Consider the following 11,524-nt stretch of genomic DNA (forward strand, 5'->3'; position numbering starts at 1 on the left):
GAGGCCGGCCGGCTCGTCGTCGGACCGGGCGGCGGGCGGGCCGTCGAGGTCGCAGACCAGCAGGTCGCGGACCCGGCCCGCCAGGGGCAGGACGGTTGCCGTGTACTGGTCGGCCTCCAGGCGCTGGTCGGGGCCGTAGCGCTGGACGCGGGGGAAGCCGGTGATCTCGCACTCGGGTATGGCCTGGCGGGTGTCGACCACGCCGAGCCGTACGGGCGGGACCGGCCGCACCGGTTCGACGGCCTCCAGCAGGGCCACGTCCAGCCGGTAGTCGATCCAGGCGACGGTGGCCCGTATCCGGTCGGAGACGGCCGGATGGGCGATCAGGACGGACCCGGACTTGACCACATGGGCGCAGGTGAGGATCAGTCGGTCGGTGAGCAGGACGCCGCTGCCCTGCTGGATCGCGGTGACGACGACCGTGCGGTCGGCGGGGTGGACGACGGGATGGGCGGCGGGGTGGACGACGGGCGGGCTCATGTACGGGAGGCCCCGTCACCGAACCCCGCCGTCGACCCGTCGTCCTCGGTCCCGATCTCCCACGCCTCGCCCGTCGCGGCGTTCCGCGGGGTCAGGGTGAAGGCGACCTTGTGCGTGCGGCCCGTGGTGCGGGCGGCGTCGGCGCCCGCCTCGACCACCCAGGCCTTCACCTTGCCGCCCGCCTTCGTCTCCCGGCGCAGTTCCAGGGTGAACTCCATCTGGATGTCGCCGACCGCGAAGGACACGGGGTGGTCCGTGGCCCGGGTCGCCGCGTCGATGAGCTGGTTGCGGATGGAGGCGACGGCGTCCGCCAGCTCGATGCCGTCCAGGGCGTGGGTGTTCTCGGCCGTCATGGGCTCCCCCGGGGTCCGGTGCGCTTTCCCGTCAGCGTAGTGAAGTAGCGGGCCGAAGGTCCCGAATCGGAAGGACTTGGGTCCCACCGGCGGTGACAAGGCGCACAGCCCGAAACAGGCCTACTACCCGGGCCAGTAGAAGCGGCCGTGATCGGCCGCGGGACCTTCGGCCCGGTGTCGCCAGGCCCTTCCGAGGTTCTGGGCGATACAGCCGTTTCGCGGTGCCATGTCCGGAAAAGGCCCTATGGAACAGGCGTTAAACGTCTTTCGCGCGAAGGATTTCGTCGCCCGCGTCGACCCCTCGCGGAGGGACAACTTCGGTCAATTCCCCCCACCCCCTCTACGGCTTTTCTTCGTAGATGGGGTGTTTGAGCATCGGCCGGGGTGCGGGTTACCAAGGTTGAGCAAGCCCGGACAGCACGCCGGGTCCACTCACCTTCGGAGGACTTCCTCGTATGAAGCGCGCAACGAACCAGCACACCATCCGCCCGTCCGCCTTCCGCGTCCGTGGCGCCGTCCTGGCCGCCGGCCTGGGGGCGTCCGTGGTGCTGGGTGCCGGAACGGCGTTCGCCTCCAGCGGCACCGCCGCCGCTGCCCCCCTTGCCGCGAGCACGACCGCCGACTCGGTCGCCCAGCAGGCGGCCGCGCAGGCCAAGGCCGCGGATGCGGCGAAGAAGGCGGCCGCGAAGAAGGCCTCCGACGCCAAGAAGAAGGCCGAGGACAAGAAGAAGGCCGCGAAGAAGAACGCCGCCTCCTGGAAGGCCCCGGTCAAGAAGTACAAGCTGACCGCCAGCTACGGCACCGGTGGCGCCCGCTGGGCCGCCAAGCACTCCGGCCAGGACTTCGCCGTGCCGATCGGCACCCCGGTCTCGGCCGCCCACACCGGCACCGTCGTGAAGGCCGGCCCGAACGGCGCCGGTGACGGCCCCGCGTACGGCAACGCCGTCGTGATCAAGCACTCCAACGGCAAGTACTCGCAGTACGCGCACCTGTCCAAGGTCAACGTGAAGATCGGCCAGCACGTGAAGACGGGCCAGAAGATCGCCCTGTCCGGCAACACCGGAAACTCCAGCGGCCCGCACCTGCACTTCGAGATCCGCACCACCCCGAACTACGGCTCGGCGCTGAACCCGGCCGCGTTCCTCCGCTCGGTGCACGTCTCCATCTGATCCGGCCCGGCGTAACCGCGCGGCTCCCGACCGGCCACCCGTAGGCACCCGGCGGCCGCGCAGCACAACCGAAGAGCGTTCAGTGGACCCGTTACACCCCGGTACCCGGGGCGTGCGCCCGGGTCACCCGACCGACGGCGACGTCGAGGACAGCCTCACGGCTCACTCCTCGGGGTCGCCGTCGGCGTTTCTCCGCCGGACGCGGTGCCGCCCAGAGCGCCCGTCCGCCAGGAGGCTCCGCTCAGTCCGACGGCTGCCGCTGGTCCGCCATCCGCAGCACCGGGAAGCTCCCCGTCACCGTCGGCGCGTGCTCCGGCAGCCACAGCACCGCGATCGCCCCGCCCGTGCCCTCCGCCGCACCCGAGGGCGCCGCGTTCCGGAAGGTCAGCCGGGCCCCGAGCACCCTCGCCTGGCCCGCCGCGATCGTCAGCCCGAGCCCGTGCCCGTGCCCGGCCCGGTCCACGCTTCCGGTACGGAACCGGCTCGGCCCGTCCCGCAGCAGCTCCTCCGGGAACCCCGGACCGTGGTCGCGGACCCGGACCACCCGGCCCTCGACCGAGACCTCCACCGGGGTGGAGCCGTGCTTCGCGGCGTTCCCGAGCAGATTGCCGAGGATGCGCTCCAGCCGGCGCGGATCGGTGGAGACCCACGACTCATGGATCACCCGCACGGTCACATCGGGATCCAGCAGAGCGATCCGACGGCTGACGAACTCCCCGAGCGGCAGCTCCTGCAGCTCCGCCCGCTCCGAGGCGCTGTCCAGGCGGGCCACCTCCAGGACGTCCTCGACCAGCGTCCGCATCGCCTGGGCCCGGTCCCGTACCAGCTCGGTGGGGCGGCCCGGCGGCAGCAGCTCGGCCGCCGTGAGCAGCCCGGTCACCGGGGTACGCAGCTCATGGGCGATGTCGGCGGTGACCCGGCGCTCCGCCTCGATCCGCTCGTTCAGCGCGTCGGTCAGCGCGTCGACCGCCCGCGCCAGCTCGTCCGTCTCGTCGCGGACGACCCCGCCGACCGCCTCCCTGACCCGTACGTCCGTCTGACCCTGGGCGACCCGGCCCGCCGCGGCCGCCGCCTTGCGCAGCCGGCGCGAGAGCTGGCCGCCGATGAGCACCCCGAGCGCGCAGCCGCCGAAGACCACCGAGACCGAGCCGATGATCAGGGCCCGGTCCAGATCGTCCATGATCGTGGCGGAGCGGTCCGCGAACCGGGTGTGCAGCGACAGCACGTCGCCCCCGGCCAGCGGCACCGCCGCCCAGACCTCGGGGACCCCGTCGGCCCCTTGCTCGACATGGGTGGCCCGGCGGTTCTTGCGGACCTCCTCGCGCAGGCTCGGCGGGATCATCGGGTCGTTGAGCTTCGTCCCGAACTTCGGGCCGCCCTTCTGCATGCTCGTCGCCTCGTAGAAGCGCTGGGCGCCCAGCAGCCGCTCCAGCTGCACCTCGCGGGCGTTCTCGATCATCGAGACGCGGGCCGCGTTGTGCACCACGAGGCTCAGCGCCACCGCGATGAGCGCGCCGACCGCCGCGATGGCGATGCTGATCTTCCAGCGGACACCGGTCCGCAGGGCCAGCCGCTTCATGGGCCCACCACCGGCCGCTCCACCTGTGCCTGTCCCGGCCGCTCCATCTGTGGCCGCCTCGGCTGCACCTGTGGCCCGCTCATCCGCGCAGCTTGTAGCCGAAGCCGCGGACCGTGTCGATCCGGTCCTGGCCGATCTTGGTGCGCAGCCGCTGCACATGGACGTCCACGACCCTTGTGTCCCCGCCCCAGCCGTAGTCCCAGACCCGCTCCAGGAGCCGGTCGCGGGACAGGACCGTGCCCGGCGCGGACGAGAACTCCAGCAGCAGCCGCATCTCGGTGGGCGTCAGCGCCACCTGCTCGCCGGCGCGCCGCACCTCCATGCCGTCCGTGTCGACCTCCAGATCGCCGAAGACCAGCACCCCGCCGAGGGCCTCGTCCGCCGCCTCGGTACCGCCCGGCCCCGCGCCGTCCGGTCCGGCCGCGTGGCCGAAGCGGCGCAGCACCGCCCGGATGCGGGCGACCAGGACCGCCCCGTCGAAGGGCTTGGTCACGTAGTCGTCGGCGCCGGCCTCCAGGCCGAGCACCACGTCGATCGAGTCGGCCCGCGCGGAGAGCATGATCACCGGTACGGTCGACTCGTCCCGGATACGGCGGCACAGGCTGACCCCGTCCAGCCCCGGCACCATCACGTCGAGCAGGGCGATGTCCGGCCGGTCGGCGCGGAACGCCTCCAGACCGGAGAGTCCGTCGGGCATCGCGGTGACCGTGAAGCCGACCCGCTCCAGGGCGAGCTGGGTGGCCTCGCGGATCACGTCGTCGTCCTCGACGAAGAGGACGTGGGTCTCGGCCATGGGGCTGCTTCTCGCTTTCCGTTCCTGCCCGGTGTCAGTTCCTGCCCGGCTGCGCCGGTTCGTCCGCCGGGTCCGGTTCCACCGGTTCCGACTGCACGGGCAGATCGCCGTCCGTGCCCTCGACGGCCCGGCTGAAGTCGTTGTGCACCCGGTCGTGCTCGGTGAAGCGGTCGCCGGCCCAACGGTAGGTGACCACTTCCGAGCCGGACGGGGACGCCAGCGGATCCTTCGAACCGTAGACCTGGGTCGTCACCACCAGATCGCCCCGGTCGATCGTCCCGTAGACGGCAGGGACCTCGGCCGCGAAGACGTTCTTGTACGAGCCGCCGTCGTCCGCCCGGTACACATACGTTCCGACGCTCACCGAGTCGGTGCAGCTCATCACGTTGACCACCACGTCGGCGGCCCGGCCGCCGGTCATCGACCCGTAGGAGGTGTCGACCGGGTAGGCCTTGCCCGCGCAGGGCTTGAGCCCCTCCCTGACCCGCTCGCCCACCTTGGGGTCGCCCTTCAGGAGCCGTACGGCGTCGACCCGCCGCACGGGCGGGGTCGTGCCGGACGGGCTGGGCTGCTGGGTGATCTGGGCGACCGGCTGACTGCCGGCGGGACCCTCGTCCCGGGTGCCGGTGCCGCCCGTGGAGCAGCCGACGCCGAACAGCCCGAAGGCGACGAGTCCGGCCAAGGCCGTGCCACTCGCCGCCGTACCGCCCCGGAAGCGCCGCCTCCGGACCGGTCTCCCCGGCCCGTCGCCGTCCCCGAGACCGGTGCCCCCACCGCTGCTGCTGCCGCTCAGGCCGCGCACCGCTCCATCCCCCGCTCGTCGTGACGCCCGCTCCGCTGCGCCGGTGTGTGTGCCTTCGCCCCCGGCACCGACGTCAGCGGCGACCGCTGGGCGGGGACACGGCCGGAGGTGGTGGGCGCCACGCTCCGGTGCTCCCGGGCGACCGCCTCGCGGCTGTCCAGCTCACGGCTCTCCAGCTCCTGACGCAGCCGCGCCAGGGCCCGGTGCAGCGTGCTCTTGACCGTACCGGCCGACATGCCGAGCGCCGCGGCCGTCTCCTCCGTGCTCATCTGCTCCCAGTGTCGCAGCACGACGACGCTGCGCTGCTTCGGAGCCAGAATTCCGAGGATGTCCATCAGCAGGGCGCGGTCGGCGCGCTGCTCGCTGCCGTCGTCGATGCTCGCGTCGGGCAGCTGCTCGGTCGGGACCTCTTCGAGCTTGCGCGCCCGCCACCACTCCGTACGGGTGTTGATCATGACGCGGCGCAGATAGGCGTCGGCCAGGGACTTGTCGGCGATGCCGTCCCAGCGGCCGTACGTCCGCACCAGGGCGGTCTGCAGGAGGTCCTGGGCATCGACGGGGTCGGGGACCAGTCGGCGTGCGCTGCGCAGCAGCGCGTCCTGCCGTGTGCGTACGTAGTCCTCGAACGCGAGCACCTCGCCCTGCGCCATGACAACCGCCTCCGTCCCCGATGAATCCCCGTGGTCACTGCTGTCGGAGACGCTACGGAGGCGTTGTCACGGCGATGTGCGGAGCAGCCGTAGGCCGGTGCACGGCTGCCCATCGGTTGTGTAACAGCGGAGCCGGGGCCCCGGGAACGGCGGCGCGATCAGGTCAGCGGCAGCCGGTACCGGCCGTCGGCCAGCGGCTCGACGAGACCGTCCGCCACCAGCCCGTCCAGCGCCCGGGCGCGCTGCACCGGCTCCTCCCACACCGCGTCCAGGGCGGCCTGCGGTACGGGGTGCACCGCGTCCCGCAACACCGCCAGCAGCCGCCCGCGCACCTGGCGGTCGGTACCGGCGTACGTCTGCCCCTTGCGCGGCGGACCCTCGTGCGCGGGCTTCCCGGCCAGCCGCCAGGCACACCGCGAGGCGATCGGGCACCGGTCGCAGTCCTCGTTGCGCGCGGTGCACACGAGGGCGCCCAGCTCCATCGTGGCCGCCGCCCACTTCGCCGCCCGCTCGTCCTCGTCCGGGAGCAGCGCCCGGGCGAGCTTGCGCTCGGCGGCCGTCGTCGCGTTCGGCGGATACTGGACCCCGGTCGCGGCACGGGCGAACACCCGGCGGACGTTCGTGTCGAGCACCGCGTGCCGCTGTCCGTACGCGAACGAGGCCACGGCCGCCGCCGTGTACTCGCCGATCCCGGGCAGCGCCAGCAGCTGGGCGTGCTCGCTCGGCACATCGCCGCCGTGCCGTTCCGTTATCGCCTGCGCGGCCCCGTGCAGGCGCAGCGCGCGGCGGGGGTAGCCGAGCCGGCCCCAGGCGCGGACCGCCTCACCGGGCGCCTCGGCGGCCAGGTCGGCGGGGCGGGGCCAGCGGGCGAGCCACTGTTCGTACACCGGGAGGACCCGGCTCACCGGGGTCTGCTGCAGCATGAACTCGCTGACCATCACGCCCCAGGCGCCCGCTTCGGGGCGGCGCCAGGGCAGATCGCGGGCGTGCTGCTCGAACCACCCGATGACGGGGGTGTGGAGGGAGGCGGCGGCGGGGGGCGTCTGGGGTGAAGTGGAAGTCATGGCAGTCATGGCACTGACGATCCTGGCACGGAAGACGGGGCGGGCGTCACGGGCGCGGGGGTGTCGGACCGCGCGGCGGGCCCACGGGGTGACAACGCCACCCGTTCTGTCCCCTGTGACCGGGTCGCGGCCCTCTTCCCGTGATGATGATCGGCAAAACTTGTGAGCGGAGCGGCGGGTGGGGCCGGACTCGCTCCGGATCTCTCGTAGAGTTCGGCCTTGTGGGATCTATGCGCAATCCGGTCGGTCCGCTTCCCTCCAGCATCTACTGGCGACGAAGGGCGGTAGCGGGACTTCTGGTTGCGCTGCTCGCCGTGCTGATCGCCTGGGCGGTGACGTCCGGCGGCGGCGGTGGAGGCGGCAAGGACGACGCCAAGCCCGGCGGCTCCGACCCGGTCGAGTCGATCACTCCCGGCCCGGGCAGCTCCGGTCCCGCGATCAGCCAACAGCCGGGCGGCCGCGACGAGTCGGGCGACGAGGGCGGTACCGGCGGCCCGGGTGAGTCTTCGGGTGGTTCGTCCGACGGGGCGTCAACAGGCGGTACGGGTGCGGGCGCTGGCGACACGTCAGGTGCGGCCGGTTCGGGCGGCGGCGGCAGTGCGGGCCAGCGGGTGCCGGCCGGGTCGCCGCTCCCCGAGTGCAAGCCTTCGGCCGTGCAGTTGAGGCTGCGGACGAAAGTCAGTTACGGCCCCGACGACAAGCCGAAGTTCGAACTGATCGCGAAGAACACGTCGTCGACCGCGTGCAAGGCCGACTTCGGCCCGAAGAGCGCGGTGCTCACCGTCACCGAGGCGGGCGGCGAGGACGACGACCCGATCTGGTCCTCGAAGGACTGCCCCGCTGCGGGGGGCCCGCTGTTCCTGAAGGTGCCGGCGGGGGCGACGGTGATCCACACGGTGGACTGGAACCGCACCCTGTCCACGCCGGGCTGCGCGACGCCGCCGGCGGGGAAGGCTGGCCCGGGAACGTACCTCCTGGAGGCGAAGGCGCCGGGGGAGCCGGTCCAGCGAGCGTCGTTCGTCCTGGCGAAGGACTGACGGACCCGCGCTCAGTCGGCCCGGGGACCACTTGAGCCCGTCCGGCGCTTGAGGACGGAACAGTCCACACGGTCGTGGGCTGCGCTCACGGTGCCGGGCGAGCCCATTTCCAGCCCGTCCGGCGCTTGAGGACGGAACCGTCCACGTGGACGAAGGATGCGCCAAGGGGCCCGGGCCAGCCCGCAAAAGCACCGCCCACCGGGCAGCAGGGTTCCGTCCTCAAGCGCCGGGCGGGCTTGAAGGGTCAGACGTAGCGTTCCAGGATCGACGACTCCGCCAGCCGCGACAGGCCCTCGCGGACACTCCGGGCCCGGGCCTCGCCCACCCCGTCCACCGTCTGGAGATCATCCACGCTGGCGGCAAGAAGCTTCTGCAGCCCCCCGAAATGCTCCACCAACCGCTCGATGATCGCCCCCGGCAGCCGCGGTACCTTCGCCAGCAGCCGGAAGCCCCGCGGGGACACCGCCGAGTCCAGGGTCTCCGGCGAGCCGCTGTAGCCCAGCGCCCGCGCCACCACCGGCAGCTCCAGCAGCTCCGTGTGGGTCAGCGAGTCCAGCTCGGTCAGCGCCTCCGCCACCGTGCGCGACCGTTTCGCCGTCGGCTCGGGGACGTAATCCCGGACGACCAGCTCCCGCTCCGGCTCCACCCCCGCGATCAGCTCGTCCAGCTGGAGGGAGAGCAGCCGTCCGTCGGTGCCGAGCTCGACCACGTACTCCGCGATCTCCGTCGCGATCCGCCGCACCATCTCCAGGCGCTGCGCCACCGCCGTCACGTCCCGGACGGTGACCAGGTCCTCGATCTCCAGCGCGGACAGCGTGCCCGCGACCTCGTCGAGGCGGAGCTTGTACCGCTCCAGCGTGGCGAGCGCCTGGTTGGCCCGGGACAGGATCGCGGAGGACTCCTCCAGGACCCGCCGCTCCCCGTCCACGTACAGCGCGATCAGCCGCATCGACTGGGAGACCGAGACGACGGGGAAGCCGCACGCCTTGGAGACCCGGTCCGCCGTACGGTGCCGGGTGCCCGTCTCCTCCGTGGGGATCGACGCGTCCGGGACCAGCTGCACGCCGGCCCGCAGGATCTTGGTCATGTCCTTGTCGAGGATCAGCGCCCCGTCGAGCTTGCACAGCTCGCGCAGGCGCGTCGCCGTGAACTCCACGTCCAGCACGAATCCGCCGGTGCACATCGACTCGACGGTCCGGTCCATGCCCAGCACGATCAGGCCACCGGTATTGCCGCGGAGAATGCGCTCCAGGCCGTCCCGCAGGGCCATACCGGGCGCGACCGCGCTCAGCGAGGCGCGCATCAGCGCCTCGTTACCGGTGCCTTGGCCGGACTTTCCGGGCGTCGTCGCCCGGTCGTTGGCTGCCACTGCACTCCTCCGGTCACAGGTTTGCGGTGCCCTCGCGTCCCCATGCCGTGTCCACGGGCGGGCGAGACCAGGGCAAAGTCTACCGGCGCGCGTTGTCCTCCTGTGGTGCCTCCTGGCGAGAGCGGCGCGGGAGGACCCGCAGAGCGTCGCCCATGTCGGCGACTTCCGTGACCTTCATACCGGCCGGGACCCTCCCCGGGTCGGTCGGCACGAGGGCGTGGGTGAAGCCCAGACGGTGTGCCTCGGCCAGCCTCCGCTGCACCCCGGTGACCCTTCTGACCTCGCCCGCGAGCCCCACCTCGCCGATCGCGACCAGGTTCTTCGGGAGCGGGGTGTCGCTGGCCGCGCTGGCCAGCGCGAGGGCGACCGCCAGGTCGGCGGCGGGCTCGGTGAGCTTCACCCCGCCCACCGTCGCGCTGTAGATGTCCCGCTTGCCGAGCGCGCTGATCCGGCCCCGCTGCTCCAGCACGGCGAGCATCATCGAGACCCGGGAGGTCTCCAGACCGGAGGTGGTGCGCCGGGGCGAGGGGATCTGCGAGTCGACGGTGAGCGCCTGCACCTCGGCGACCAGGGGCCGCTTGCCCTCCAGCGTCACCGTGAGGCAGGTGCCCGGCACGGCGACGTCGCGGCGGGTCAGGAAGAGGCCCGACGGGTCGGCGAGACCGGTGATGCCCTCGTCGTGCAGCTCGAAGCAGCCGACCTCGTCGGTCGCCCCGTAGCGGTTCTTGACGCCGCGCACCAGCCTCAGCCGGGCGTGCCGGTCGCCCTCGAAGGACAGCACCACGTCCACCAGGTGCTCCAGCAGCCTGGGCCCCGCGATCGCGCCGTCCTTGGTGACGTGGCCGACCAGCAGCGTGGCCATCCCGCGCTCCTTGGACGCCCGGATCAGCGCCCCGGCGACCTCCCGGACCTGGGCCATCCCGCCGGGCGCGCCGTCGATCTCGGGCGAGGCGACCGTCTGCACCGAGTCCAGGATCAGCAGCGACGGCTTGACCTCGTCCAGATGCGCGAGCACCGCCGACAGATCGGTCTCCGCCGCGAGGTAGAGGTGGTCGTTGATGGCCTTGATCCGGTCGGCCCGCAGCCGGACCTGGCTCGCGGACTCCTCGGCGGTCACATAGAGCGTGCGGTGGTCGTCGCTCGCCGCCTTGGCCGCCACGTCCAGCAGCAGCGTCGACTTGCCGACGCCCGGCTCGCCCGCCAGCAGCACGACCGCGCCCGGCACGAGACCGCCGCCCAGCACCCGGTCCAGCTCGCCGACGCCGGTGGAGCGGGCCGTGGCCGTCCGGCTGTCGACCTGGCCGATCGGCAGCGCGGCGGTGGAGACCCGGCCCGCCGCGGTGGTGCGCACGGCGGGGGCGCCGCCGAACTCCTCGACCGTCCCCCACGCCTGGCACTCGGGGCAACGACCGAGCCATTTGGCGGTCGTCCAGCCGCACTCGGTGCAGCGGTAGGACGGCCGGTCCTTCGCGGATTTCGTACGGGCAGCCATGGCGTCACCGTATAGGTGGGGTACGACAACGACGCCCGGGCGGTCGGCGCGCACCGCCCCGCCGCGCGCAGGGCGCACGGAAGCACTCCGGAGCACTACGGGCGGAATCCGGGATCTCTGTCCGCTTTCACAACTCTTTCGAGGGATACATTCACCCGTAAGGATTAAATGTACTCAAGGGGCACTTGAGGCATGCGCTCCTTTGCCTACGGTCGCCGGGTGACGAGCAGCAGGCTGGAGACCCCGACGCACACCACCGGCGCACACCGGGCGCACCGCCGAGGAACCGACGCCCCGGCACAGCGACCGCCCGCACGTTACGAGCCGTATCTCGACGGCCTCTTCACGTACTGCCTCTCCGTGCTCTGCGACCACGACGCGGCCACCGAAGCGCTCGGCGCCGTCCTGGCGATCGCGGACCGGCAGGACGCCCGGGGCCCCACGGCCGAGGAGGAACGTACATCCTGGCTGTACGCCCTGGCCCGGTGGACCTGCCTGCGGGCGCTCACCGAACGCAGGCGCGGCCGCCAGGCCCACCGCCGCCCCTCGGCGACGGTCAAGCCGCCCCGTACGGCCAAGGCCTCCGAGACCCGCGACGGAACCACAGGGACCGGCAAAGGGACCGCGACCGGCAGCGGCACCGGCACAGAGGCGCGCACCGCCCGGCGCACGCCGGAGCACACCGCGCCCAACAGTCCCACGCGGACCTCGCCCCCGGCCCCCGCCACCCCCGAGG

11 protein-coding genes and 1 pseudogene are annotated in these 11,524 nt (G+C 72.6%); 3 read left to right on the forward strand and 9 right to left on the reverse strand.

Translation table 11 applies throughout. From position 1 onward, the window contains the following. Together D3105_RS27915 and D3105_RS27920 are read right to left on the reverse strand one after the other, a co-directional pair. Positions 1-480, reverse strand: a 480-nt coding sequence (locus tag D3105_RS27915) for a trypsin-like peptidase domain-containing protein (RefSeq protein ID WP_133305713.1), incomplete at its 3' end; no start/stop codon positions are given. After that, entirely contained in the window at positions 477-833 is a 357-nt protein-coding gene (locus D3105_RS27920; RefSeq protein ID WP_118905753.1) for a trypco2 family protein, read from the reverse strand. The genes D3105_RS27920 and D3105_RS27915, both read right to left, overlap by 4 nt. A 455-nt stretch (positions 834-1,288) precedes the next feature. Between D3105_RS27920 and D3105_RS27925 the strand changes: the two genes are divergently transcribed. Beyond that, positions 1,289-2,002, forward strand: coding sequence for a M23 family metallopeptidase (locus tag D3105_RS27925; protein ID WP_118905754.1), 714 nt, complete (start codon positions 1,289-1,291; stop codon positions 2,000-2,002). Positions 2,003-2,243: 241 nt separating this feature from the next. Here D3105_RS27925 and cseC read toward each other — a convergent pair whose 3' ends face one another. From cseC to D3105_RS27950, 5 genes are all read right to left on the reverse strand, one after another. Next, positions 2,244-3,581 carry a two-component system sensor histidine kinase CseC gene (cseC, locus tag D3105_RS27930; RefSeq protein ID WP_118905755.1) on the reverse strand — a complete coding sequence of 446 codons (1,338 nt, stop codon included), beginning with the start codon at positions 3,579-3,581 and terminating at the stop codon, positions 2,244-2,246. A gap of 79 nt (positions 3,582-3,660) precedes the next feature. Beyond that, positions 3,661-4,374, reverse strand: a complete 714-nt coding sequence (gene cseB / locus D3105_RS27935) for a two-component system response regulator CseB (protein WP_010063767.1) — start codon at positions 4,372-4,374, stop codon at positions 3,661-3,663. A gap of 34 nt (positions 4,375-4,408) precedes the next feature. Further along, the gene (locus D3105_RS27940; RefSeq protein WP_118905760.1) at positions 4,409-5,056 is read right to left on the reverse strand and encodes a hypothetical protein; all 648 of its coding nucleotides are present in this window, start codon (positions 5,054-5,056) and stop codon (positions 4,409-4,411) included. Between the two features lie 107 nt (positions 5,057-5,163). Then, positions 5,164-5,826 carry a SigE family RNA polymerase sigma factor gene (locus D3105_RS27945; protein WP_118905756.1) on the reverse strand — a complete coding sequence of 221 codons (663 nt, stop codon included), beginning with the start codon at positions 5,824-5,826 and terminating at the stop codon, positions 5,164-5,166. A gap of 158 nt (positions 5,827-5,984) precedes the next feature. Further along, positions 5,985-6,899 (reverse strand): A/G-specific adenine glycosylase, encoded by a 915-nt coding sequence (locus tag D3105_RS27950; protein ID WP_118905757.1) that lies wholly within the window; start codon positions 6,897-6,899, stop codon positions 5,985-5,987. Positions 6,900-7,204: 305 nt separating this feature from the next. On the opposite strand from D3105_RS27950, the gene D3105_RS27955 reads away from it, so the two are divergent. Then, on the forward strand, positions 7,205-7,927 hold the full coding sequence (locus D3105_RS27955) for a hypothetical protein (RefSeq protein ID WP_118905758.1): 723 nt from the start codon (positions 7,205-7,207) through the stop codon (positions 7,925-7,927). Positions 7,928-8,171: 244 nt separating this feature from the next. Here the strand turns inward: D3105_RS27955 and disA are convergent, their stop codons facing one another. Continuing rightward, positions 8,172-9,296 (reverse strand): DNA integrity scanning diadenylate cyclase DisA, encoded by a 1,125-nt coding sequence (gene disA / locus D3105_RS27960; RefSeq protein ID WP_118905759.1) that lies wholly within the window; start codon positions 9,294-9,296, stop codon positions 8,172-8,174. Positions 9,297-9,375: 79 nt separating this feature from the next. Then, a complete protein-coding gene (radA, locus tag D3105_RS27965; protein WP_065485347.1) occupies positions 9,376-10,788 on the reverse strand; it encodes a DNA repair protein RadA in 1,413 nt (470 codons plus the stop codon). A gap of 219 nt (positions 10,789-11,007) precedes the next feature. On the opposite strand from radA, the pseudogene D3105_RS27970 reads away from it, so the two are divergent. Next, positions 11,008-11,524, forward strand: a pseudogene (locus D3105_RS27970) (hypothetical protein); the annotation flags it as partial.

The organism is Streptomyces globisporus, from assembly GCF_003501885.1.
GTDB lineage: Bacteria > Actinomycetota > Actinomycetes > Streptomycetales > Streptomycetaceae > Streptomyces > Streptomyces globisporus_D.